This window comes from Acetobacter oryzifermentans (genome assembly GCF_001628715.1).
In the GTDB taxonomy this organism is placed as follows: domain Bacteria; phylum Pseudomonadota; class Alphaproteobacteria; order Acetobacterales; family Acetobacteraceae; genus Acetobacter; species Acetobacter oryzifermentans.
In genome coordinates this window covers 2747357-2770642 of sequence record NZ_CP011120.1, presented here as the reverse complement: position 1 = coordinate 2770642, position 23286 = coordinate 2747357, and the positions used below count along the sequence as shown (strand labels likewise).

The window sequence follows — 23286 nt, the reverse complement described above, 5'->3', positions numbered from 1 at the left end:
AAAGTATTGTGAAAGAATTAAAGCTTATGGCGTATTCTAAATTACCGTGTGACACGCCAGAAAAGCAGCAATCTACCGAAGAAGCCCTTACCGCTAGTTATCGGGCCAGTATGCGTATTCAGGCTATGCGCATGGATGGCATAGTCCATGAAGCCTCTTACCTTCGGCATGAACTTTCACAGTCACAACGTCAGCTTAGTATCTGGCAGCATACATTATCCTGGCGTCTTACGGCTCCGTTAAGGGTGGTTCGGCATTTAAGTAAAGGGCAGCTACCAACAGGCCGAAAAATTTCGGACGTTTACCATAGGCTGCAAGAAATTTATCAGGATGAAGGTGTGGCAGGGGTGCGGTTTCGTATCTCTCATCGTTTGGCACGTTCATCCATTGGCCGTGCAGCTGAACGTCTATTTGAACGTAAGCCCGCCACAGTGGGTACTACTGTTGAGGGTGGGGACAAGAAAAATACAAGTATTTTAATGCATGAAGAAAAAATAAATCAGGTTTATTCTGCAAATGTTGGCAAGGAACGCTTAAAAGATTTGACGCCTCGGGTTCTGATTATTGCAGAGTTATCTCTGCGCCAATGTGCCAAATATCGCGTTTGGCAGAAAGAAGAGCAACTACGGTCTTTAGGGTGGCTTGTAGAGGTTGTTGATTGGCGAGAAACAGAAGAAGCTCTTTCAGCTCTTCAGGTATGCACAGAGGTTATTTTTTACCGTGTTCCCGCTTTTCCTGCGGTTGAAACACTCCTTAAGGAAACAAGGCGGTTAGAGCTTTCCCCTTGGTGGGAAGTGGATGATCTTATCTTTTCTGCGGAAGATTATAAGCAGAATGGCAATTTGGCCACTTTGGACAAACAGGAGCAAGAAGAGCTTCTGTTTGGCGTTCGGCTTTTTCGTAAATGTTTGTTGTCTTGCGATAAGGCCATTGCCTCTACACGTGTGTTGGCACAGGCTATGCAAAAAGCCGGTATTCAGCATACCGTTGTTATAGAAAACGCGCTGGATCAGCAGACATTGGATGTGGTGGCGGACATCCGGCAAAATGGTGTGCCCCAGCATGATACGCAGCGCGAGATACGCATTGTGTATGGTTCTGGCACACGTACGCATGATGCAGATTTTAAGCTGGCGGCAGCAGGTATTCTTGCAGCCATGCAAGCAGACCCACACCTTACACTGCATATTATCGGAGATCTTACTCTGCCATCAGAGTTTGATGCGTTGGGTGGGCGAGTGCAAACCCAGATAGGGTTAGATTACGCAGCTTATATGCAATTGTTGGCGCAGGCAGATATTACGATTGCCCCATTAGAACCTACGATTTTCAATGATGCCAAAAGCAATATCAAATTTCTGGAAGCCGCTATTCTAAGTTTGCCTGTGGTCTGCTCACCGCGCGATGCGTTTATGCAGATTGTACAAGATGGTAAAAATGGGCTTGTCGCACAGACCGATACAGAATGGTGTGATGCCATTTTAAAGCTGGCTGCTGACAGCACATTACGAAAAACACTTGGTGATCAAGCCCGTAAGGATGTTCTGGATCATTATAGCCCAGAAGCCATTGTGAAAAACCAGGTTTTGCCAGCGTTCGGCAAGCCGGAAGTTCAGAAGTCATCAGAATTACGCATTTTATGTGCGAATATTTATTACGAGCCACGCTCTTTTGGCGGCGCAACATTTGTTGCAGAGGAAATGGCTCGCAGGCTTCAGCAGCAGGAAAACACAAAGGTTGCCGTGTTTACATCACGCCCTCCTTTGGCGCAGCGCGGCAAGGCGAGTATCCGCTATTGTATGGAAGGCACAGATATTTTGGGTGTTATCACGCCCCCAGATCATGATGCCGTAGCAGGGTTGGATAATGCCGATGCCACGCAAGCCTTTAAAAAGTGGGTGGAGGCATTCCGCCCTTCAATTGTGCATTTTCATGCAACACAAGGGTTGGGGCTAGGTTGTGTAAGGGTATGTATGGAAAAAAACATTCCTTACGTCATTACACTGCATGATGCATGGTGGTTATGTGAGCGGCAGTTCATGGTGAAAGCCGATGGACATTATTGCTTTCAGGAAAAAATCAATCTGCATACGTGCCAGCTTTGTGTGCCGCATGCACGGCATCTGGCGGAACGTCAGATATTGATGATAACGGCCATGCAGCATGCCGCACTATTGCTGACTCCTAGTGCCGAGCATCGTGCACTTTTTGTTGCAAATGGAATTCCGGCAGATAAAATTCGGGTAAACCGGAATGGTTTTTTGTGGCCCAAATCTTCTCATCCACAACGTCTTCCCGGCCAAAAACTACGCTTTGGCTACGTAGGCGGCACAGAAGAAATAAAAGGATACTCTCTTGTAAAACGCGCATTTGAAGCGCTGGAACGAGATGATTGGGAACTGGTTATTGTTGATAACAAGCTGAATCTGGGTATCAAATCTGTTTACACAGGAGCATGGAAAACACAGGGGCGTGTTTCCACAATTCCAGCCTATACGCGTGAGACAATAGACGACTTTTTCAATAGCATTGATGTGCTGCTGTTTCCTTCGCAATGGAAGGAAAGCTATGGCCTGACCGTGCGTGAAGCGTTATCGCGCGATGTATGGGTAATCTCTACTGCTCCGGGTGGCCAGGCGGAGGATATTGAGGATGGAGTGAATGGCACCCTTATTCCGATAGATGGCAGGCCAGAAACCCTGCATATGGCGGTGGAAAACCTTTTGGATACACCCGGATTTATGCAGGACTATGTAAATCCTCATAAAGCGACCCTTGCCACATTTGAACAGCAAAGTGCAGAGCTGGGAAAATGGCTGTACGAAGTGGCGCAAGTCTCAGGTTAACGCGTTGAACGTTTCAGATGGCCTATCTTCCAGCGTAGGCTATCTGCTGTGCTGATAACATTATAAAGCGCTCGCCCTTTTGCTGTTGTGGCAGCAGGGGCTGACCTGGATTCGTTTTTGCAAAAGCTATCCATGATCCATTGGTGATCAAAGTTGGACGTTGGGGGAATAACCTCTGGCCACCGGTGTAAGTTCGAGATAGCGAAGCTGTTGTTCCGTAAGAGTTCCCGCTTGATAAAAGGCACCTGCCCAGAAGCAGCAACAGAATACCAGTGCGTGTGCATAGGGTTGGTGGGGAGAAAGCGAGCTAGAGGTGACTGTAGATCGCTCCAGGCTGCCTGAAGAGGAACTCCGGCTTCTTGCAGCGCAACGGATAACCCTAATTCCCCATGCCAGATAATTTCATTCCGACTCATTTGTTCAAATGGGAGGGAAAAAACACGCTGCACTGGTGCTGCTTGCAGTGTGTGCCGCGAAAGCCCAACAAACCATGATTGCAAATGTGGTGTGATAAGGCGGGAGGCAACAAGCCCCCAAGCAGGTAACGTATATGCGTGTGCTTGTTTTACTACATCGGCAAGAGGTCGAAATGGCCCGAAGACACTGTCATTCGCTAAAAGTACGTAAGGAGCTTGATCTGCAACGTTTTTTTGGAACAAGAAACGCCATGCTCCAAAGTCCATCCCTCCGTTAGGGCGTTGCCAAACGTGAATATTATTTTTTTTACAGAAAACAATGGTTTCTTTATCTATTGGGGTTTCACCAGAAAGAACCAGATGCAGAATAAAACCGCAATCCAAAATGTTTTTTAGGTAAAACCGTGTAAAAATCGGTAAAATACCGTCTGGTGCGAATGCAGCAAAAAGACATACAGACCCCGCCGGTAAACCTGTGTCTGAAAAGCCACATGATCCGTTTTTGCTGACAGGATCGGAAGGATTTAAAAGATGCTGCATTTTTTAAGTTGGTTTTTTCATCAAAATGTGACTACAAGCCCTTAAAGCATAGGCATGATAGCCAAATAATTCTTGTGCATACAGTTCTGTCTGAAAGGGAGTTAGTACTTCATGAGCAAGGCCTTTATTGCAGCAGTGATCCAGGACTCGATCAACTGCACCGGCGTTGCCGCCAATCAGGCAGCGAATGACCTTATTGATGCGATTGTAGAAGAACTGAAGCGTGAAGGTGGTTTTACACTTCCTTCTTTCGGAACGTTTACAGTGCGTAAGACCAAAGCTCGTAAGGCCTTGAACCCTCGCACGGGTGAGCAGGTAAAGGTCAAAGCTGGTAAAACGGTACGTTTTAAAGCAAGCCCGAATCTGAAAAAGGCTGTTTAAGCCTGAACGATCGGGTAGCTGCATAAGCTTTGGAAAAAGCCTTACGGATATTGTTCCGTAAGGCTTTTTTATCAGGAATGCTCTGGGGTAATGTCTTCCAGCCTATCCAGTTTGCGCAGGCCGGGAAACAGCATCATCCAGATTCCACTAATGCATAATGTGCCAATACCGCCTAATACAACGGCAGGAATGGGGCCAATAGCAGCGGCCAGCATACCGCTTTCAAATTCCCCCAACTGGTTGGATGAACCAATAAAAAGCATGTTCACCGCAGAAACGCGGCCACGCATTTCATCTGGCGTGCCTAATTGAACCAGTGCTCCGCGTACCATAACGCTGATTACATCCGCTCCGCCTAATATTGCCAACATGACAACTGAAACGGCGATGGAGCGAGAAAAACCAAAGGCAATGGTGGCAAAACCAAAAATGGCAACGGCTGCAAACATCCACAATCCAGCATGTCGCCCTAAAGGATGACGGGCTAAAATAGCTGCCACCAATAATGCACCAATACCAGGAGCAGCCCGCAGCAAGCCTAATCCCCAAGGGCCTGCATGCAAAATATCATTTGCAAAAATGGGAAGCATGGCTGTCGCCCCGCCCAACAGCACAGCAAATAGATCTAGAGAAATAGCGCCTAGCATAGTGGGCTTGCGGCGTAGAAAAGCAATGCCGCCAAAAACAGCGGCTAGGGTTGCAGGCTGTTTGGCGCGGGTTGGAAACTGCAATTTCATGGAAAAAGTACAAAATGCGGCAATAGCAAAGCTAAGCGCGCACAATGCATAACATACCCCTGCGCCCAAACCGTATAGCAATCCGCCCAAAGATGGCCCTGCGATACAGGCAACCTGAAACAGAGAGGAAGAAAGAGCCGCTGCACGTGGAAAGAGTGCAGGAGGAACCAGAGAAGGCAGAAACGTTTGCTGCGCGGGTGCTTCAAAGGCGCGGCAGATGCCAAATACCACCACAAGCCCGTAAATCATGAGGGAGGTGAGGTGATGCGAGAATGAGGCATACGCCATGAACGCCGTAGCAAGCGCCTCGATCACCTGGCACGAGATAACAATACGTTGCCTGTTATGCTGGTCTGCTGCGTGCCCGGCAGGGAATATAAACAGTACCATAGGTAGAAATTGTGCCAGCCCCACAAAACCCAATGCGGCTGCACTATGGGTAAGAGCATAAACCTGCCACCCTACAGCTACTGCCTGTACTTGAGATGCAAAGGCAGAAAGTGTTCTTCCTCCCAGAACAGCAGGAATACCCTGTTGCTTCAAAAGCGAGGGAGGCGGCGCAGAAGGATGTGTCATGACAACGGGGGCAGTCTGATAGAGCAAAAGAAAAAGCACTAATGGTGTTTTCTATCAGAGAAAGGAATATTCCGTAACGTCAAGAGTAAGTGTGAGTATCAGAAAACTTATTCAGAATAGTTTTACATTTCATAATAAAGTATTCTGAAAGTGTGTTAAATGTTAAGATCGTATAAATAAATATAGAATTTATTTATACTCATTTCTAGAAAATACAAATTTCAACAATACATTGTGGGTGAATATATTCATTTAATTTTTATGAAAATAAAAACACGAATATTTTTTAAAGAGATTAGGTTCTGGCTGGGGCGGGAGGATTCGAACCTCCGCATGGCGGAATCAAAATCCGCTGCCTTACCGCTTGGCTACGCCCCATCAGCATTAAGCTGCCAGTGCCGCTCTTTTAAGGCAAACTGACAGCTTTCGTAAAGTCTGTTTTTCAGATCTTTGTCAGAAGAAAAAATTAATGGCCTTCTGCAAAGCTAGAATCTGCATCCGGAAGAGCCTCCAGATCTGGCAATCCGTCATCCAGAGAGGCCGCTTCATCACCTGCGGGAAAGAGGCCAAAACGGCCAGCTTTGTCTAACGCCAGATCCAGAGCCGCCATGGTGCTGCCCATATCGGGGCTGTCATCTTTTTCCCATGCACGCAAAGTGTGGGTCCATATGCCCACAATTATGTTCACGCGTACAAATCCGCCTAGCCCGTTGGCGCTAATGCCTGCGGCATCTGCCATCCAGCGCATGCTTTCAAGCGTGGCACCACCTAGAATGATAGCTAGGGGAGGGTCCATCGGCAGGCTGCGCAGCACAGAACTGAGGCCTTCACGGTATTGCTGGAATACATCCAGCCGGCGCATCAACAGGTCAAACAGGCGTTCACGGGTGTTGCCGCTTACTGTGTCATCAGCCAACGCGACATCATCCGCCATGCGCCCAAGACGAAGCAAGATGGAAGCCTTAAGCGGAAAGCGCTGCCGTGCCTCACGCAGGGAAAGGCCTGCATCACGCGCGGCATCCAATACAGAAATGTGCGACCAACCACGTTCTGCAGAAAGTGTTAGAGCTGATGAAACCAGCGCTGCATCAAAATCATCATTGTCCATTTAAAAACCTGCGCGAGAAGAAAGAGAAAATATAATCAATGGGCATAAAGGCAAAAATCAGGATGCAAGTTCCTTGGCGCGCTTAACGGCAGCAGCAATGGCGGTTGAAACGGCCTGTGGCCATGCATCGGAGGCCATCAGAACTTTCAATGCGGCTTCTGTAGTGCCGCCGGGGCTTGTAACGTTCCGGCGTAACTCTGCGGCATCTGTGGGAAGCTGATGCAACATCTGCCCCGCACCATAAATGGTGCCGCGCGCCAGCGCACGGGCGGTTGGTGCGTCCAACCCTTGTTCTATGCCAGCCTGTTCTAGCAGTTCAGCTAGAAGAAAAACATAAGCAGGCCCGCTGCCAGAAATAGCGGCTACGGAATCAATTAACCCTTCTTGATCCACCCATACGGTTTTACCCACAGCGCTGAGGAGTTGATCACACTGCTTTTTCTGCTCTGCGGAGGCTTCGGGCGGTGCATAAAGCCCGCTCATGCCTGCACCTAAAGCCGAGGGAGTGTTGGGCATGCTTCTGATAATAATAGGAGAGGCCGCAGCGTTCCCTTCCCGATAAGCTGCCAGTAGGCTGGCAATGGTGCGGCCAGCCATAACGGAAAGCAGTGTGGCGTTAGGGAAGTGTTGGGCTAGTTCTGCCAGAACGCCATTGGCTTTTTGGGGTTTGACGGCAACCAGAATAATATCTGGCGCAAAATCTGCCGGAATGGCCTCTAGAGAGCGCACAACACGGTGGGGAGCAGGAAGCTCTGCCAGATGCCGGTCTATAACTACAGAAGGGGCTAACCCATGCGCTAGCCAGCCTTCCAACATGGCACCACCCATTTTACCGCAACCGACGAGAAGGATGGAGGGCAGGAGGGGGGTGTTTGTCATTATGCTTCTCCCTGACAATCAATCATGGCTGTTGCGAGTGCCGTTTTGGCATCCAACCCTGCGTGCAGAAAAAAACGAAAAGCAGGGTAAAAACGTTCGCATTCAGCCAATGCAATGTCGATCATATCTTCGAATACATCGGTAACGGATGGTGTACCGCGCAACAGCAGAGCATGGCGAAAGAGCAGAACGCCGTCTTCTGTATCCAGGCTGAAATGGCCAACCCATATCTGCTCATTCGCCAGCCCGATCAGTTCGTACAGATCGGGGTGCTGTGTGGGGGCTGCCTTAAGATCAAACGCACAGGTAAACAGAATAGCGCCCAGTTCGGCTGACCATGAAAAAAACAGCCCGTAATCACACCAGCGGGAAGGGGCTTCTGCTGCCATTTCCGTTGGGGTGCAGCGTTCAAATGTCCAGCCATGCCCACCAATTACCTGTTCCATGAGATCAAGCGGGTTGGTGAGCATGGAGGATGCTTCAGAGGTCAATGCTGGCATGGGGGTGCTCCGTGCCTGCGGGAAGGCAGAAAAGAATATTTAAGGGGAAGTGCGGCTTCAGCCGTGGTGCTGGTGCCCATGATCGTTGTTGTTATGGGCCAGCTTGTGTTCGAGAGCCGTTACGCGTTCTTCCAACGCAGCCAAGCGGCGTTCGGCCTCTTCCTGGCCAATCCGCGCCTGGGCGGCTAGGTCACGCATCACTTCAAATTCTTCACGGCGCACAACCTGTAGGCCAGTCAACACTTCATCTACACGGCTGCGAACAATAGCGTTAATTTCTTCGCGCACACCTGTAAGGGCGGAAAAAGCTCCACCGGCCACGCCGGCAAGATCATCAAAAAAGCGCGGTTTGTCAGCCATAGCCGGTTTCTCCATCATTCTGGTTTGCGGCATAAACGTTAGCAAAGTGTGTTTATGCCGTTATCTTACATTCTGGGCTTTATAAAGAGTATGAGCGCCAGATGCCACGCCTTACTTTTAGCGGCTGCGGGATATATGGGTATCAGCTATTCATATGGTGCCGGGCATCCATTGACCGTGCCTTTGAGCGTTCCCATTATTATAAGTAATGTCATGAAAAAACTGTGGGCACGCGCATGCTCTTTTATGCGGCCTTCAGGGATATGGAGAAAGTGATTTATGAACAATTTAACGGCGGAGGCATATCTTAAACCCCGTCTGGAAGCTTTTGTGAAAGAGGCAGAACAGGCCGGGTATTCCCGTGATGTTGTGATTGCTCTGCTTATGAGTTTGCTGGATACGGATAATTTTTCCGATTCCCGCCCTGCTCAGCAGGGAGGTGCCGCATGAGCGTGCGTGATCCGTATGACGTGCTAGGTATTTCTAAAAGTGCCAGCCAAGATGATGTGCGCAAGGCCTATCGTAAATTAGCCAAAAAATACCATCCCGACCTGAACCCTGATGATAAAAAGGCCGAAGAACAATTCAAGGCCGTTAATCAGGCCAATGATCTGCTATCTGATCCAGAAAAGCGCGCACGTTTTGATCGCGGTGAAATTGATGCTGCCGGGCAGGAACGGCACCCCGGTTTTGGCGGCGGAGGCGGCGGGTTTAATGATTTTGGCGGAGGTGCGGGTGGCTTCCGCTATAGTGGCGGCCCCGGTGGTGCAAGCGGCTTTACAGAAGAAGATCTGAGCGATCTGTTTGGAGGCATGTTTGGTGGCGGTGGCCGGGCGCGGCGTTCTGGCCCACGTAAAGGGGAAGATCGATCCTATACGCTTAAGGTCAGTTTTCTAGACGCTGTAAACGGCGGTAAATCTCGTATTACCTTGCCAGAAGGCAGCACGCTGAATGTGACAATCCCTCCGGGGATAGAAGACGGCAAAGTGTTGCGTCTGCGTGGTAAAGGTGCCCCCGGTGTGCAAGGTGGCCCAGACGGAGATGCGCTTATTACCGTTACCGTGATGTCTGATCCCACATATACGCGGGAAGGGAATGATCTGCGGGAAAATCTGGATGTAGATCTTAAAACCGCTGTGCTGGGTGGGGCTATCATGGTGCCAACCCCCACAGGAACGGTGAAGATGAATGTGCCTGCAGGTTCAGATACGGGCACCGTATTGCGGCTTCGTGGCAAAGGCGTGCAGGCGCACGGGGCCCGCCCAGCAGGTAATCTGTATGTGACGTTGCAAGTGAAAATTGGCACACCAGATGCCGATTTGCAGGAGTTCCTGAAAAATTGGAATCCTGCAGAAGAAAAGTAATTCAGGCCGATAAATCTTTCCCTGCCCATTATATTTTGGGCGGGGAAAGTGGCGGAAATTCAGATATCAGCCGTCATCGCGGTAAAGTGGGATCTCCATTTTATGCCCATCTTTTTGAACCAGAACCAATTGAGCTGTATTTTCTGAAAGACGTGTCAGCGTAGCGGTTACGTCTTCTTGCTGTCCTTCCCATACCTCGTTGGATTTACGCGCCAGGGCAAAGTGGTTTTGCTTTACAACTTTGCTAATGTTGTCCGGTACAACAACCACTAAGCGTGCTGCGGGGCCAACAGCGCGGTTACCCATAATGGTAATGGGTTCCATAACCATTGTGACGGCCCACTTACCCATAAAACTTGCAATGGAATAAGGCTGGGCTGGTGCAGCTTTTTCTGTTGTAGCCGGTTTCTCTGGGGTTTGGGCAAACACGGGGGAGGCAAGGAGGCTGGTGGCAAGAAGGGCCGAAGCAATCTGTTTCAAGTCTGAAACTCCAAATGAATTTCTTCTTATGTGAACCCCGGGCAGGGGTGGCGTCCACCCCATTTTAGGGAATGGGACAACCCTATGGCCCTTGACGAAAGAGACAATCGTAGCCAGATAAGTGCTATGAACAAATCAGCATTGCATAAAACGAAAAGGGCGCAGGCATGAGCGAAGCAGAACAGCAAAATAGTGTGGTTTCTTCTGCTTCTGCAGTTTCTGCTTACAATACCATTTCTTTTAAAGAATGCTGCCAGATGGCTGGCGCCATGTTTTTTGTATTTTCTTGTCTGGCTTTGGGGCTGCACGCTATTTATTACGCAGGGTATTAACAAAAAGGCCGGTTCCCCGGCCTTTTTATTTTACTCGTGGCGAAGCGTCACAACAAGCACATCACGATAAGCCGGTAAGGCAGGGTTTACGGCCTGTACGGGGGTAACCCCATGATACACCCGGCTATCATTTACAAAAGCTGTATCCAGCGGGTTGGTGAGCGTAAAGCCCCCCACGCGTTGGCGGTTGAGATCGTGAATGGATGTTTCTCCGCGAGCAATGTTTTCTCTGCGGATCATCACAACACATACCCAGTCCACGCCATCTCGGTGCAAACCTTCCGGCGTGGGTTGCCCGGCAGCATCTTTACTGGCTTCAATTCGGAACTGATGAATTTCTGCATGCCATGCCGGAGGGCGCTGTTTGGCTGGCGTCATATCCACGGCCAGCTGGTGCATAAGTTTTAGAATGGACAGTAAAGCCGGGTTCTTACCAATTTCTGGTAATACCGGTTGAAACCAACGTTCAATCCCCCCATTCAGCGTATTGTAATCACGGCTCTGGTAATGGGGTTGATGTGGTTTACGCAGAATTTCCTGATCAGAAAGTGAGAACGTGGCATAGCGGCGGCGGCGATAGCGCCCACCATCTGCCATATACCGGTCACACCCCAGATCATTCCAGCTTGCGGCAAACTGGTCCCAATCAGCTAACCCAAAACCTTGCAGGATGGGGTGCATACTTGCTGCTTGCAGGAAGGCGAAGCCCTCCTGCGCCAGCGGTTTTTCAATACAATCAAGAGGGGCTGCCCCTCCTGAAAGGTTCAACCCTGTTTCAGGCATGTGGTGGTTCTTTTGCTGCAGGCGGTGCTTCTGGAGCAGAAGATTTGGCTTCTTCCTGCACCTGAGCGGCCCGTTGGTTAATTTTTTCAAGCAGTTCTGGCGGCATTGTATCCATTGCCAAATGGACCGGGGTGCCAGGCGGCGTGGTGGAGTAGGATGTTGGGGTATAGAATTTTACGCCCTGAGCAGCCATGCGGTTTGCAATGCGGCGGTAAAATTCGCGCTGCACTTTCCACTTCATCATAGGTGCGGTTTTGATGGAGCCAACCAGCACAGCGCCGTTTCCGTCTGAACTATCAACACCCAGATCAACGTAGTCAGACAAGATGATGTTCTTGTAAGCGTCTTCCTTGCGCATTTCCTGAACGGTGTCCTGCATGATCTTGGCAACTCGTTCGCTGCTTTCGGTCAGATCCACCGTCTGATGCACAATAACCTGGTTAAACCCACGGGCAGTATTGGCAATGGAGGTTACGGATGAGAAGGGGATGATATGCAAGTCACCATCCACAGAGCGAACGCGCAATGTACGGATGGAAAGATGCTCAACAATACCAGCAATCCCGCCGGTAGTTACCCAATCGCCTACCTGAATGGCATCTTCTGCCAGCATGAAGAAGCCGGTGATAACGTCTTTAACCAGGCTCTGTGAACCAAAGGAAAGACCAACCCCCAAAATACCAGCGCCTGTGAGCAAGGGGGTAACGTTAATACCAATCTGAGACAGCGTGGTGACTGTTACAAAAATGATAATAACGGCCAGCAAAACGGTACGGATAATAGGCAGCACAGTGCGCAAGCGTGCCGCGCGCGCAGCCTGTGCGCTGGATGTGTAACGGGTAATCTGTTTTTCCAGCAGGCCGTTTACGACCTCCCATGCAACAGCAGCAACTGTCATGCCGATAAGCAGGCAGATGGCGGCACCAATCAGACGTTCACCCAGCGCAGAACTAAAGAAGAAGCGGAAGCTGGGGATGCTCCAGCTTTGTGCCAGACAGATGGCGGTAATAAAAATAATGGCAATGGTAATAATCCGGCGCACGAACGGGTAATAGAAATCCGCGCGCTTTTGCATGCCCGGATAACTGGCTTCCAACGTGGGGCTGATACGGAATAGCTTATCCTGCAAACCATAAGCCAACAGGGCAATAACGCGGGAAAGCACCAGGCAGAGGAAGGTCAACAGTGTTCCGCGCAGGATCCACTGATAGCCTCCTTTAAGATGTGCGGCCCAGACAAACCACAGCGCCATGTCCAGGAACATCACAGGCACCCACCACACATGCGCCAGCGTGCCGGCAAAAGCCCAGAGGGCATTTTTACGCATGTTGGATGAGGGTTGCAGGGCCCGTGCCACAATATGGCGGAGCCGCCAGATAAAGGCTGCAATAATTAGATGCTGGATCAGCACCACAGCACGTTGCATGGCATCTACACCGCGAGGGCTGAGGTCAAACTCACTCCCCAAGGTAGATAGGCAGATCACAATGGAAGGGGCAGCCACCAGCACGTTCCACCAGCGTGTGAGCAGGCGTGCCGTTTCATCCGATGCAGGAATAAGACGGATAGCGTAGGAACGGGGTGCCAATGTTGTTTCCACAACCAGATATAGCCCACGCGCAATGGCGTAAGCGTTAATAAGGGTGAGAGAAACAGTATGAGCTTGCGCTGTGGTGGTTAAAAATTCTGCGCCCAAATAACCAACAAGCAGGCACACCCCAACAGGCAGAAGTTTGATAAGGAAGTGCAGTGCATTATACGGTACGCGAACTAAATAGCGTAAAACTTCGGTGCCACGCCGCTGGTCATTTTCACGCGTTTGGGTGGTATTCGCATCATTTGCTGCTGCGGCATCGCTACTATCAGCTGCGGCAGCAGATTCGGCAGAGGCCTCTAGCCGCTTTTCTCGGTTTTCTGCATGTTGCGTTACAGAGTTCAGCGGTTTGCGCATTGCAATGCTGGTGGCGCGTTCTAGAACCAGAGCAAGGCCAATAATCAGCAGGGCACGGCTAAACGCATCAATCAGGGTCTGCCGAGAGGCCGGGTTGCGGATTTCGTTTTTGAACCACGGGCCAACAATACTCAAATCTTTAAAAAGACTGGTAAAATTGTTCAGGTAGCCATGGATCGAACTTTGCAGAGTATCCAATTCTGAATGGACATCGCTGTCTATAACAGCGTTATCTGCCTGTGGTTTGGCAGCCGCTGGGGCAGGTGCCGCTTTAGGTATGGCGGCAGGTAAGCCCTTGGCCATAAGGGAAAGGGTTTTGGAAAAATCTTCCCGCTTTTGCGGATCGTTCAGAACGTTCAGTAACTGCTGCGCGTCCTGTTGTGTCAAACCGGTGGTTTGAGGAACAGTTGCTGCCGTATCCGCACGCGCATGCGTAACAGGGAAAAGAAACCCCAATCCCAACGCAAACAGGCAAAAAAGCCGACAAAGCCATGCAGCCAAGGAAGGCGACTGAGGCGGAGAGGGTGAAAAGGATAGACTCTGATCCGGACTATTGGCCGCCATGGGGGCGCTGCATCCTTTGCTGAACGGGTAAAAATATCCAAGGGCACGCAAGCAACAGCCATGCCCAGTCTGCCTCTAGGGTAGGAGGCAAATTGGGCGGTATCAAGATGATGCGTGCTGATAGCAGTTGTTCAGAAGGGAGTGGATAAACTACCGGTGTGGTTGGAAGGGCGCAACTTGCTGTGTTTCTGCCCGGATAACCAATGTGCCAGCTATAAGATCATGCAGCCCCTGCTTGCGCCGCGTAAACGCAACCATAATGACGCCGATATACAGCAGTGGGAAAGAAATAAACGCCTTAATGACAAAGCGCAGAATAGCCTGTGCCAAGCTGATCTGCCCGCCTGAAAGTGTGACGACTTCCAACCGGCATACCCGTTTGCCGGGTGTGCCACGGAGGGAAGATGCCTCAAACAACACGTAATAAACTGCCGGAATAAGGGCGAGCAGCAGACTGGCGAGTGGCCAAGGCCCTGTGTGAATGTGCGGAATAAGAACGGAGATATTTTCAGGCTGCACGAAGGAGGCAACATCCACCACATTCATGCTTTGCCCAGAGCCATCAAGGGGCAGTTCCTGCCAATTGACAGTGACATTGGGTGCAACAAAAAACCCCAGAACGGTTTCTATGGCCCCAAGAATAATGCCATCAATCAGAAAGGCCCATACCCGCCACCAGAAGCCAGCGTAAATCCATACAGGAGCGGGCGTGCCGGGCTGCATTCCATAAAAATCGCCAGAAGGAGCCCCCCAGCCGGGGGGCGGTGCCGAATTGGACATAAGGGCCTGCTCCGCAGGAAAGATAAGTAAATAAACAGTTGGGGCAGATAGTGGCGCTTAGCTGCGGTAAGATCCGTTGATATCAATATAGCCGTGGGTCAGATCGCAGCTCCAAGCCTGAGCGGTGCCTGTGCCAAGGCCAAGATCAACTGCAATATCGATTTCCTGCCCTTTCATATGCGCCACCACGGGGGTTTCGTCATATCCCTCTACAACGGTGCCATTACGGGCAATGCAGACACCACCAATAGAGACAGAAAGCGTATCGCGGTCTGCGGGTTCCCCACATTTGCCAACAGCCATCACAACGCGGCCCCAGTTGGCATCTTCCCCTGCTACGGCGGTTTTTACCAGTGGGGAATTGCCAATAGCCATGGCAACACGCCATGCAGATTGATCGGATACAGCGCCGCTGACCTGAATGCTCATCAGCTTGGTAATGCCCTCACCATCCCGAATAACCAGCAGGGCGAGATCATGCAGAACGGCGTTCAACGCGGTGCGGAAATCAGCCAGTTCTGGGTTTGTTAGAGCATCTGTGGTGGCGGCAATATCAGGATTCTGCGCGGCCCCGGTTGCAAACAGCAGCACCATGTCAGACGTTGAGGTGTCCGAGTCCACCGTAATGCAATTGAAGGTTTTTTGGATACCTGCACTCAGTAGGGTTTGCAGCACAGATGCAGGCAGCTTTGCATCGGTTGCAACAAAGGCAAGCATGGTGGCCATGTCTGGCGCGATCATGCCACTGCCTTTGGCAATACCCTGAATAATAACTTCCGTGCCTTTGAGTGTGGCCTTGCGCACGGCCACTTTGGGAAAGGTATCCGTGGTCATGATCCCGCGTGCGGCATCTTCCCACCCGTTTTCTGAAAGGGCGGTATGCAGTGCTGGAAGCGCAGAGGTGATGCGCTCAGCAGGCAGAATTTCCCCAATAACACCGGTAGAAGCTAAATAAACATTTTTGGCAGAACAGCCTGCCAGTTTGGCTGCGGCTTCTGCTGTGGCTTCACATGTTTTGCGTCCGGCTTGGCCAGTAAATACGTTGGCGTTCCCGGCATTTACAACCAATGCGCGGGCCTCCCCTTTTGGCAGAATAGCACGGCACCAATCTACAGGTGCGCCGGGGCATTTGGATTTGGTAAATACGCCCGCAACTGTGGTGCCGGGGGCCATTTCAGCCAGAACCAGATCTGTGCGGCCTTTATAACGAATACCAGCCGCAATAGCGCCAAGGCGAATCCCACGCACAACACCAAGTTCCGGCATTGGCAGGGCCAGGGGGGAAACGGGGATTGTCTGCGCCATCTGGCGGTATCCTTAAAGGGTATCTGTGCAAAAACCTCGCCCTGCATATCTAAGGGCGAGGTTTGCGGTTTAATGGTTTTATTTCTTGGGTGCGGTAGCCGGTGCTGGTGCATCAGCCAGCGGCTTGCCGGTATTGGGGTCAAAACGCACGATTTTAACCTGATTGGTGGCTTTATCCACAGCTTCACGTACATATTTCTGGATAAGAGCCTGACGGATTTTGTCCCGTACAGAATCCAGTGTGGGAACCGGATCTGTGCGTGTGTCCAGCACCTGAATGACATGGTAGCCATACTGGCTTTTTACCGGAGTGCTGCTGATTTCACCTTTTTTCATGGCGAATGCAGCATCAGAGAAGGCCGGGATCATGTCTGTTTTCTTGAACCAGCCCAGATCACCACCGTTTTGCTGGGCGCTGCCCTTGTCGGTAGAAACTTCTGCGGCCAATTTACCAAAATCTGCACCAGCCTTCAGCTTCTTGATAACATCATTAGCTTCTGCTTCGGTTTTCACCAGAATATGGCGGGCATGCACTTCTTTTTCGGCTGGCTTGCCTGCATAATTCTGATCATAATACTGCTTAATGGCATCATCATTCAGGTGTGGCATAACCTGCTCAGACAACCATGCATTCTGCAATGCGGTGTTGGAAGCATTCACCATCATCTGCTGGGTTTCAGGCTTTTTGTCCAACCCTTCTTTCTGCGCCGTAATCAGAATGGCTTTCTGATCTGCTAACTGGTTGACCAGCATGGGGAAAATAAGGTTCGGGGGAAGCTGGCGCATCTGCGGTGGCAAAGAGATCATGGCCGTCTGCACATCAGACAGCGTGATTTTTTCACCATTCACGGTGGCTACCACAGCGTTGGGGTCTGCTGGCTTTGCAGGTGCGACCGAAGCTGCGGGAGCAGGGTCTGCTGCAAAGGAGGGCGTGCAAAGGGTGGTGGTAGCAAAAAGAGCTGCTGCTGCCAGGCCAAACGCGTGGGGAATAAGCCGCATGTGTATTAAAACCTTTAAAGCCATTAAAACCTATTTATCCTGTATGAAGGAGGGCTTTCCACCCGGCAACCCCTGTTTCAATCCTGCTTCCACCGGTACGGTTGGTTGACCGCAACCCGCCCCGGTCCTATTTTGCACGGCAAGCCAGCCATGCCAGTGTCCCTTGCTGCATTACCATTTGGGGTAGTGCAGGGGTAAGGGGCCGCATTGTTCCGGAAAGGTGTTCATGCTTTCACGCTTTGTCCGCGCCCTGTTCGGCACCGCCAACGACCGGACGCTTAAGATATTTCAACGCCGGGTGCCGGAGATCAACGCGCTTGAACCACAGGTACAGGCGCTGGATGATACCGCCCTTTCCGGCAAAACGCAGGAATTCCGAGATCGGATCGCCAAAGGCGAAAGTCTGGATGATCTGCTGCCCGAAGCCTTTGCTGTGTGCCGTGAGGCCTCGCGCAGGGTGTTGGGGATGCGGCATTTTGACGTGCAGTTGATTGGCGGCATGGTGCTTCATTCTGGCCGAATTGCAGAAATGCGCACCGGGGAAGGTAAAACCCTGGTGGCCACGCTGGCTGTGTATCTCAGCGCGCTGGCGGGCAAGGGCGTGCATGTTGTGACTGTGAACGACTATCTTGCCGCGCGTGACGCGGCAGAGATGGGGCGGCTTTACAGTTTTCTGGGCCTAACAACGGGCGTGATTGTGCCCAATATGCCCGATGACGCGCGCCGCCAAGCTTATGCGTCTGATATTACCTACGGCACAAACAACGAATTCGGCTTCGATTATCTACGTGATAATATGAAGTACCAGTTGGGCGAAATGGTGCAGCGTCCCTTCTACCACGCCATTGTGGACGAAGTGGATTCTATTCTGATTGATGAAGCCCGTACCCCCCTGATTATTTCCGGGCCGGCGGAAGACAGTTCAGATCTATATCGCGCAGTAGATGCCGTGGTCGCCCAGCTTGTGCAGGACCCCACTACCTTTGAAAAAGATGAAAAGTTCCGCACTGTTATTCTGACGGATGCAGGTTCGGACCATGTGGAAAATCTGCTGCGTCAGGCAGGTGTGCTGGATGAAGGCGGCCTTTACGATCTGCAGCACGTAGCTGTGGTGCATCATGTTCAGCAGTCTTTGCGCGCGCATACGTTATTCTCGCGGGATGTGGATTACATCGTGCGTGATGGCAAAGTGGTGATTATTGACGAATTCACTGGCCGTATGATGGAAGGCCGCCGGTATTCCGATGGCCTGCATCAGGCGCTGGAAGCCAAGGAACACGTGGAGGTTCAGCAGGAAAATCAGACGCTGGCTTCCATTACCTTCCAGAACTATTTCCGCCTTTATCCTAAGCTTTCCGGCATGACCGGCACCGCCATGACAGAGGCGGATGAGTTTGCAGAAATCTACAATCTGGATGTGGTGGCTATTCCCACCAATCGTCCGGTTGCGCGTAAGGATGAAGACGACGAGATTTATCTGACAGAGCAGGAAAAGTTTGCTGCTGTTGTTAAACTCATTCGGGATGTGCACGAACGTGGCCAGCCGATTTTGGTCGGCACCACGTCCATTGAAAAAAGTGAAGCGCTCTCAGATCTGCTGAAGAGCGAAGCTATCCCACATCACGTGTTGAACGCTCGTTTCCATGAGATGGAAGCCAAGATTGTGGCGCAGGCAGGTGCGCCGGGCGCCATTACCATTGCCACCAACATGGCTGGCCGTGGCACGGATATTAAGCTCGGTGGCAATGTGGAAATGCTGATCTCCCAAACCTTGGGAGAAATGGAAGATTCCCCAGAGCGTGACGCGGCTGAAAAAGAAATCCGTGATCGCGTTGCGCGAGATCATGATATCGTGCAGCAGGCTGGTGGCCTGTATGTTGTTGGCACGGAACGGCATGAAAGCCGGCGCATTGATAACCAGCTACGCGGTCGTGCTGGCCGCCAGGGTGATCCCGGTAATTCCAAATTCTTTATCTCGCTTCAGGATGACTTGATGCGTATTTTCGGTTCAGACCGCATGAGCGGAATGTTCCAGAAAATGGGCATGAAGGAAGGCGAGGCCATTGTTCATCCATGGTTGAGCAAGGCGCTGGAACGGGCACAAAGAAAAGTCGAAGCCCGCAACTTCGATATGCGCAAGAACACGCTCAAATATGATGACGTGATGAATGACCAGCGCAAGGAAGTGTATGCTCAGCGCCGTGAGTTTATGGCGACTGAGGATGTATCTTCCATTGTGACGGAAGCGCAGGAAGATGTTATTGATGCGATAGTAGCGCGCCGTATCCCAGAAAAATCCTTTGCGGAACAATGGGATGTGGCTGGGCTGACGGAAGATGTGCAAAAAACCTTCGGTCTGGATCTGCCGATAGCAGCTTGGGCCAAGGAAGATGGCATGGACGCCGAGGCTGTGGCGGATCGGATCAGCCAAGCAGCCACACAGGCGCAAGCTGCCCGAGCCGCCAATATCGGCCCAGACTTAATGCGCTTTATTGAAAAGCAGATCTTACTGACAACATATGATGCGGTGTGGAAAGAGCATCTGCATGCGCTGGATCAGTTGCGGCAGGGCATTGGCTTGCGTGCTTATGGCCAGAAAGATCCGCTGAACGAATATAAGCACGAAGCTTTCCAGCTATTTACATTCATGTTGGAAGAAATGCGCCAGCGTGTGGTTGGGCTGATGGCGCGGGTGGAAGTAACGCCTCCGCCAGCGGCTGTTGATCCGTTTGCCGATACGGCAGAAATCCATGCTGATCCGGAAGTGCAGGGATACGCCTCGGAACCGGGGCCTGGTCTTTCACCCGGTGCATCGCCGGAAATGGCTGCGCCTATCGGTGGTAGCGCCATTATGCCGGATGATCCTTCAAGCTGGGGTGAGACACCTCGTAACGCGCCCTGCCCATGTGGCTCGGGCCAGAAATACAAGCATTGTCACGGGCGGCTTGTCTAAAGCCCGCCCGGCACTGTTGCAGACGACAAGGTAAGGAAGATGGCTGGTCATTCCCAGTTTAAGAACATTATGCACCGTAAAGGTGCGCAGGATGCAAAACGCTCTAAGCAGTTTGGTAAGGTTATTCGGGAACTTACGGTGGCAACGCGTTCAGGCTTGCCTGATCCAGCAGCAAACCCGCGCTTGCGTGCAGCTATTTCAGCTGCGCGTGAAGTAAATATGCCTAAAGACACGATCGAACGCGCCATTAAAAAGGCATCTGGTGCCGCAGGTAGTGATGACTATGTGGAAGTGCGCTACGAAGGGTATGGCCCTGCTGGTGTGGCGATTATTGTTGAAGGCCTAACCGACAATCGCAATCGTACGGCATCTGATGTGCGCGCTGCTTTCTCCAAACACGGCGGGTCTATGGGGGAAAGCAATTCCGTTTCCTTCATGTTCCGCCGGTTGGGCGTGATTGCGTATCCGGCGTCTGTAGCTTCTGAAGATGAAATGTTGGAAGCAGCTATTGAGGCTGGCGCAGAAAATGTTGTTTCTACAGAAACATCGCATGAAGTGACGTGTGAAGTAGAATCCTTCTTTGCGGTGAAGGATGCGCTGGAAGCGCGCTTTGGTGAGCCAGAAAGCGCCAAGCTAGATTGGCGCCCGGAAAACACCGTAACGCTGGATGAAGATAAAGCGCGTAGCCTGTTCAAACTACTAGATACGCTTGAAGATCATGATGACGTACAGAATGTGTACGCCAATTTTGACCTGCCGGATGATCTGGCCGAAAAACTTTCGGCCTAGAGTATAATGGTACGTCTGCTCGGCATTGATCCCGGCCTGCGATTTACGGGGTGGGGCGTGATTGATGTCGAGGGCAATCGGCTCCGGCATGTTGAAAATGGCATTATTGCAACCAATAGTGCCGATAGCGTGCCAGACCGTTTAAAGGTGCTGCATGACAACCTGCTGATGCTGATAAACAGGTTGGAACCAGCAGAAGCAGCGGTTGAAGAAACTTATGTAAACCGTAATGGTTCGGCCACCCTTAAGCTGGGTTATGCGCGTGGTGTGGCGTTGTTGGTGCCCGCATTGGTAGGGGTAAGTGTGGCGGAATACGGCGCACTTTCTGTTAAAAAATCGGTTGTTGGTACCGGATCAGCAGATAAAAAACAGGTAGAAATGATGGTGCGGCGGCTTTTGCCCGGAGCAGAAATTGTCCGTGCAGATGCTTCGGATGCACTGGCAGTTGCTATCTGCCACGCGCATCATCGTGCCAGTGCACGTCATATTGCAGCCGGGGTAAGAATGGCATGATTGCGTTTTTATGCGGATTGGTCATTCAAGTTGATCTGGGAAGCTGCGTTATAGACGTAAACGGTGTTGGCTATCTTGTTGCTGCATCTACACGCACTTTGGCCGCCTTACCCAATCCTCCAGAAAAAGCACGGCTTCTGATAGAAACCGTTGTGCGCGAAGATGCTATTCTTCTGTACGGTTTTATGGAAAGTGCAGAGCGTGAATGGTTCCGGTTGCTTACAAGTGTACAAGGGGTGGGGGCAAAGGTTGCTCTTGGTATCCTGTCCACCCTTTCACCGGGAGAGTTGGTGGCCGCGTTGATGACATCCGATAAAGCCAGCCTTACGCGTGCACCCGGTGTGGGTGGCAGGTTGGCAGAGCGGATTCTGACAGAACTGCGTGATAAAGCTGGTAAAATGCCTGGTGGTGGGAGCGGTGGTATTACTATTCCGGCCATGGCAACCCCTGCGGGCAGCATAGAAGCAGATGCCCTTATGGCGCTGGCAGGCTTGGGTTTCCGTCGGGCAGAAGCGGCGCCTGTGGTGCGGAAAGTGATGGATACGCACGGGGCTGCCGCCACACTGGATCTGGTGATTCGTGACAGCCTGAAAGATCTTGCCCGATGAGTGCGGAGTTTACGCCTGATCGGGAAATTGATGCAGCACGGCGGGAGGAAGATGTTGGCGAATCCACACTTCGCCCGCAAACTCTGCATGATTTTACAGGCCAGAAGGCCAGTCGGGAAAATCTTTCCATCTTTATCAAGGCCGCCAAACAGCGTGGTGATGCCTTAGATCATGTTCTGCTGCATGGGCCGCCGGGGTTGGGTAAAACAACCTTGGCCCAGATTGTTGCGCGCGAACTAGGGGTGGGTTTTCGGGCCACATCTGGCCCCGTTATCCAGCGTGCGGGTGATCTGGCAGCAATTCTTACCAACTTACAGCCCCGCGATGTGCTGTTTATTGATGAAATCCATCGCCTTCAGCCCGCTATTGAGGAAATTCTCTATCCTGCGATGGAAGATTTCCAGCTTGATCTGATTATTGGTGAGGGCCCGGCTGCGCGGTCTGTCCGTATTGATCTGCCGCCCTTTACGCTTGTGGCAGCTACCACGCGCGCAGGCCTTTTGGCCACGCCATTGCGGGACAGGTTTGGTATTCCCCTTCGGCTGGTTTTTTATACGCCGGAAGAACTGTGTAAAATTGTGGCACGAGGGGCAGAAAAGCTGGATTTTGCCCTTACGCAAGGTGGTGCAATGGAAATTGCCCGTCGTTCACGCGGTACGCCACGTATTGCCGGGCGGTTGTTGCGCCGAGTGCGGGATTTTGCATCTGTAACTGTGCCTGTCGGGGTGCCTGTAGAAACGGAAGTGGCGGATGCGGCTCTCAAGCGGCTAGAGGTTGATGCACTTGGGCTGGATGCCATGGATAGGCGCTATCTGCGCCGGATTGCCGAATATCATCATGGTGGCCCTGTCGGGGTGGAAACGCTGGCGGCAGCTCTGGCCGAATCGCGCGATACATTGGAAGATGTCATTGAACCTTACCTGATCCAGGAAGGTCTTGTTCTGCGTACCACCCGCGGTCGTGTTCTTGGTGAACGCGGCTGGCGGCATCTGGGGCTTACTCCTCCGGCTTCGGCTACGGGGGGCAACCAGCAAATGGATTTTCTTGCAGGCGAGGATGAGGGGGAAGAATGACCACCCACTCCATAGATTTCAGAATCTATTACGAAGATACAGATGCGGGCGGCATTGTTTACCATGCACGGTATCTTGCGTTTGCAGAACGTGCGCGCACCGAAGCGATTCGGAGCTTGGGTATGCCAGCATCCAGTTTGCAGGAAGAATATGGGCTTGTTTTTGTAGTGCGTGATGCCCGTCTTGCCTACAAAATGCCCTTGAAACTGGATGATATTGTAACAGTTACCACCCGTTTGATTGACTTGAGAGCGGCCAGTTGCCGGCTGGATCAGCTTTGCACGCGTGGTGATGATATATGCGCTCAGGTTGAAGTTGGTCTGGCCTGCGTGAAGGTATCAGATGGGCGTCCTGCCCGATTTCCGCCGTTATGGCGTGATTTGTTGCAGAAATTGGCATCAAAGGGATGAAAGCGCCTCTTCTGCTTTTTTGAGGAACCAAGTAAGAAG

General features: G+C 51.5%; 23 protein-coding genes and 1 tRNA gene. 11 read left to right on the top strand and 13 right to left on the bottom strand.

The features are described from left to right. The first annotated feature begins 26 nt into the window (after positions 1-26). Complete coding sequence (locus WG31_RS13060) at positions 27-2846, top strand: glycosyltransferase (RefSeq protein ID WP_063354787.1); 2820 nt, start codon at positions 27-29, stop codon at positions 2844-2846. On the opposite strand, the gene WG31_RS13055 is transcribed toward WG31_RS13060, so the two are convergent. Beyond that, entirely contained in the window at positions 2843-3802 is a 960-nt protein-coding gene (locus WG31_RS13055) for a rhamnan synthesis F family protein (RefSeq protein WP_063354786.1), read from the bottom strand. The two genes, WG31_RS13060 and WG31_RS13055, sit on opposite strands and share 4 nt — an antisense overlap. A gap of 111 nt (positions 3803-3913) precedes the next feature. On the opposite strand from WG31_RS13055, the gene WG31_RS13050 reads away from it, so the two are divergent. After that, positions 3914-4183, top strand: coding sequence for an HU family DNA-binding protein (locus tag WG31_RS13050; RefSeq protein WP_003623313.1), 270 nt, complete (start codon positions 3914-3916; stop codon positions 4181-4183). 71 nt (positions 4184-4254) lie between these two features. Here the strand turns inward: WG31_RS13050 and WG31_RS13045 are convergent, their stop codons facing one another. From WG31_RS13045 to WG31_RS13020, 6 genes are all read right to left on the bottom strand, one after another. Continuing rightward, on the bottom strand, positions 4255-5535 hold the full coding sequence (locus tag WG31_RS13045; protein WP_063354785.1) for an MFS transporter: 1281 nt from the start codon (positions 5533-5535) through the stop codon (positions 4255-4257). Between the two features lie 264 nt (positions 5536-5799). Further along, a tRNA-Gln gene (locus WG31_RS13040) sits at positions 5800-5874 on the bottom strand. A gap of 88 nt (positions 5875-5962) precedes the next feature. Next, a complete protein-coding gene (locus tag WG31_RS13035) occupies positions 5963-6604 on the bottom strand; it encodes a hypothetical protein (protein ID WP_006115669.1) in 642 nt (213 codons plus the stop codon). Positions 6605-6661: 57 nt separating this feature from the next. Next, entirely contained in the window at positions 6662-7483 is an 822-nt protein-coding gene (proC, locus tag WG31_RS13030) for a pyrroline-5-carboxylate reductase (protein ID WP_035353012.1), read from the bottom strand. Beyond that, the gene (locus WG31_RS13025; protein ID WP_035353015.1) at positions 7483-7983 is read right to left on the bottom strand and encodes a type III secretion system chaperone family protein; all 501 of its coding nucleotides are present in this window, start codon (positions 7981-7983) and stop codon (positions 7483-7485) included. The genes proC and WG31_RS13025 overlap by 1 nt, the downstream gene beginning before the upstream one ends. A 57-nt stretch (positions 7984-8040) precedes the next feature. Beyond that, the gene (locus tag WG31_RS13020; RefSeq protein WP_035353127.1) at positions 8041-8343 is read right to left on the bottom strand and encodes an accessory factor UbiK family protein; all 303 of its coding nucleotides are present in this window, start codon (positions 8341-8343) and stop codon (positions 8041-8043) included. A gap of 279 nt (positions 8344-8622) precedes the next feature. On the opposite strand from WG31_RS13020, the gene WG31_RS15865 reads away from it, so the two are divergent. Together WG31_RS15865 and WG31_RS13015 are read left to right on the top strand one after the other, a co-directional pair. After that, on the top strand, positions 8623-8793 hold the full coding sequence (locus tag WG31_RS15865; RefSeq protein WP_162853384.1) for a hypothetical protein: 171 nt from the start codon (positions 8623-8625) through the stop codon (positions 8791-8793). After that, positions 8790-9707: a DnaJ C-terminal domain-containing protein gene (locus tag WG31_RS13015; protein WP_063354784.1), complete on the top strand. Its 918-nt coding sequence runs from the start codon at positions 8790-8792 to the stop codon at positions 9705-9707. The genes WG31_RS15865 and WG31_RS13015 overlap by 4 nt, the downstream gene beginning before the upstream one ends. Positions 9708-9773: 66 nt before the next feature. Here WG31_RS13015 and WG31_RS13010 read toward each other — a convergent pair whose 3' ends face one another. Continuing rightward, positions 9774-10187: a hypothetical protein gene (locus tag WG31_RS13010; protein ID WP_035353019.1), complete on the bottom strand. Its 414-nt coding sequence runs from the start codon at positions 10185-10187 to the stop codon at positions 9774-9776. A gap of 167 nt (positions 10188-10354) precedes the next feature. On the opposite strand from WG31_RS13010, the gene WG31_RS15860 reads away from it, so the two are divergent. Continuing rightward, a complete protein-coding gene (locus WG31_RS15860) occupies positions 10355-10519 on the top strand; it encodes a hypothetical protein (protein ID WP_006115656.1) in 165 nt (54 codons plus the stop codon). 30 nt (positions 10520-10549) lie between these two features. Here WG31_RS15860 and WG31_RS13005 read toward each other — a convergent pair whose 3' ends face one another. The 5 genes from WG31_RS13005 to WG31_RS12985 all read right to left on the bottom strand — a co-directional run bounded on the left by WG31_RS13005 (position 10550) and on the right by WG31_RS12985 (position 16901). Then, entirely contained in the window at positions 10550-11302 is a 753-nt protein-coding gene (locus WG31_RS13005) for a 2OG-Fe dioxygenase family protein (RefSeq protein ID WP_063354783.1), read from the bottom strand. Next, positions 11295-13817, bottom strand: coding sequence for a mechanosensitive ion channel family protein (locus WG31_RS13000; protein ID WP_082823221.1), 2523 nt, complete (start codon positions 13815-13817; stop codon positions 11295-11297). The genes WG31_RS13005 and WG31_RS13000 overlap by 8 nt, the downstream gene beginning before the upstream one ends. 150 nt (positions 13818-13967) lie before the next feature. Continuing rightward, complete coding sequence (locus WG31_RS12995; RefSeq protein WP_063354781.1) at positions 13968-14597, bottom strand: RDD family protein; 630 nt, start codon at positions 14595-14597, stop codon at positions 13968-13970. Between the two features lie 57 nt (positions 14598-14654). Further along, positions 14655-15902 carry a bifunctional glutamate N-acetyltransferase/amino-acid acetyltransferase ArgJ gene (argJ, locus tag WG31_RS12990; RefSeq protein ID WP_063354780.1) on the bottom strand — a complete coding sequence of 416 codons (1248 nt, stop codon included), beginning with the start codon at positions 15900-15902 and terminating at the stop codon, positions 14655-14657. Positions 15903-15980: 78 nt separating this feature from the next. Further along, on the bottom strand, positions 15981-16901 hold the full coding sequence (locus WG31_RS12985) for a peptidylprolyl isomerase (protein ID WP_063354990.1): 921 nt from the start codon (positions 16899-16901) through the stop codon (positions 15981-15983). Between the two features lie 226 nt (positions 16902-17127). Between WG31_RS12985 and secA the strand changes: the two genes are divergently transcribed. From secA to ybgC, 6 genes are read left to right on the top strand one after another with little or no spacing between them, the layout of a single operon-like run. After that, complete coding sequence (secA, locus tag WG31_RS12980) at positions 17128-19854, top strand: preprotein translocase subunit SecA (RefSeq protein WP_063354779.1); 2727 nt, start codon at positions 17128-17130, stop codon at positions 19852-19854. Between the two features lie 39 nt (positions 19855-19893). After that, entirely contained in the window at positions 19894-20643 is a 750-nt protein-coding gene (locus WG31_RS12975) for a YebC/PmpR family DNA-binding transcriptional regulator (protein WP_006115649.1), read from the top strand. A gap of 6 nt (positions 20644-20649) precedes the next feature. Beyond that, positions 20650-21156: a crossover junction endodeoxyribonuclease RuvC gene (gene ruvC, locus WG31_RS12970; RefSeq protein ID WP_006115648.1), complete on the top strand. Its 507-nt coding sequence runs from the start codon at positions 20650-20652 to the stop codon at positions 21154-21156. After that, on the top strand, positions 21153-21764 hold the full coding sequence (ruvA, locus tag WG31_RS12965) for a Holliday junction branch migration protein RuvA (RefSeq protein ID WP_063354778.1): 612 nt from the start codon (positions 21153-21155) through the stop codon (positions 21762-21764). Before ruvC ends, ruvA begins: the two co-directional genes overlap by 4 nt. Next, positions 21761-22837, top strand: coding sequence for a Holliday junction branch migration DNA helicase RuvB (ruvB, locus tag WG31_RS12960; RefSeq protein ID WP_006115646.1), 1077 nt, complete (start codon positions 21761-21763; stop codon positions 22835-22837). Before ruvA ends, ruvB begins: the two co-directional genes overlap by 4 nt. Further along, positions 22834-23247: a tol-pal system-associated acyl-CoA thioesterase gene (gene ybgC, locus WG31_RS12955; protein ID WP_006115645.1), complete on the top strand. Its 414-nt coding sequence runs from the start codon at positions 22834-22836 to the stop codon at positions 23245-23247. The genes ruvB and ybgC overlap by 4 nt, the downstream gene beginning before the upstream one ends. Positions 23248-23286 lie beyond the last annotated feature (39 nt).

What these genes read in the sequence shown, in the direction of transcription:
- WG31_RS13060 (WP_063354787.1), top strand. Translation starts at nt 27, where the DNA reads ATGGCGTATTCTAAATTACCGTGTGACACGCCAGAAAAGCAGCAATCT.
- WG31_RS13055 (WP_063354786.1), bottom strand. Translation starts at nt 3,802, where the DNA reads ATGCAGCATCTTTTAAATCCTTCCGATCCTGTCAGCAAAAACGGATCA.
- WG31_RS13050 (WP_003623313.1), top strand. Translation starts at nt 3,914, where the DNA reads ATGAGCAAGGCCTTTATTGCAGCAGTGATCCAGGACTCGATCAACTGC.
- WG31_RS13035 (WP_006115669.1), bottom strand. Translation starts at nt 6,604, where the DNA reads ATGGACAATGATGATTTTGATGCAGCGCTGGTTTCATCAGCTCTAACA.
- proC (WP_035353012.1), bottom strand. Translation starts at nt 7,483, where the DNA reads ATGACAAACACCCCCCTCCTGCCCTCCATCCTTCTCGTCGGTTGCGGT.
- WG31_RS13025 (WP_035353015.1), bottom strand. Translation starts at nt 7,983, where the DNA reads ATGCCAGCATTGACCTCTGAAGCATCCTCCATGCTCACCAACCCGCTT.
- WG31_RS13020 (WP_035353127.1), bottom strand. Translation starts at nt 8,343, where the DNA reads ATGGCTGACAAACCGCGCTTTTTTGATGATCTTGCCGGCGTGGCCGGT.
- WG31_RS15865 (WP_162853384.1), top strand. Translation starts at nt 8,623, where the DNA reads ATGAACAATTTAACGGCGGAGGCATATCTTAAACCCCGTCTGGAAGCT.
- WG31_RS13015 (WP_063354784.1), top strand. Translation starts at nt 8,790, where the DNA reads ATGAGCGTGCGTGATCCGTATGACGTGCTAGGTATTTCTAAAAGTGCC.
- WG31_RS15860 (WP_006115656.1), top strand. Translation starts at nt 10,355, where the DNA reads ATGAGCGAAGCAGAACAGCAAAATAGTGTGGTTTCTTCTGCTTCTGCA.
- WG31_RS13005 (WP_063354783.1), bottom strand. Translation starts at nt 11,302, where the DNA reads ATGCCTGAAACAGGGTTGAACCTTTCAGGAGGGGCAGCCCCTCTTGAT.
- WG31_RS13000 (WP_082823221.1), bottom strand. Translation starts at nt 13,817, where the DNA reads ATGGCGGCCAATAGTCCGGATCAGAGTCTATCCTTTTCACCCTCTCCG.
- WG31_RS12995 (WP_063354781.1), bottom strand. Translation starts at nt 14,597, where the DNA reads ATGTCCAATTCGGCACCGCCCCCCGGCTGGGGGGCTCCTTCTGGCGAT.
- argJ (WP_063354780.1), bottom strand. Translation starts at nt 15,902, where the DNA reads ATGGCGCAGACAATCCCCGTTTCCCCCCTGGCCCTGCCAATGCCGGAA.
- WG31_RS12985 (WP_063354990.1), bottom strand. Translation starts at nt 16,901, where the DNA reads ATGCGGCTTATTCCCCACGCGTTTGGCCTGGCAGCAGCAGCTCTTTTT.
- secA (WP_063354779.1), top strand. Translation starts at nt 17,128, where the DNA reads ATGCTTTCACGCTTTGTCCGCGCCCTGTTCGGCACCGCCAACGACCGG.
- WG31_RS12975 (WP_006115649.1), top strand. Translation starts at nt 19,894, where the DNA reads ATGGCTGGTCATTCCCAGTTTAAGAACATTATGCACCGTAAAGGTGCG.
- ruvC (WP_006115648.1), top strand. Translation starts at nt 20,650, where the DNA reads ATGGTACGTCTGCTCGGCATTGATCCCGGCCTGCGATTTACGGGGTGG.
- ruvA (WP_063354778.1), top strand. Translation starts at nt 21,153, where the DNA reads ATGATTGCGTTTTTATGCGGATTGGTCATTCAAGTTGATCTGGGAAGC.
- ruvB (WP_006115646.1), top strand. Translation starts at nt 21,761, where the DNA reads ATGAGTGCGGAGTTTACGCCTGATCGGGAAATTGATGCAGCACGGCGG.
- ybgC (WP_006115645.1), top strand. Translation starts at nt 22,834, where the DNA reads ATGACCACCCACTCCATAGATTTCAGAATCTATTACGAAGATACAGAT.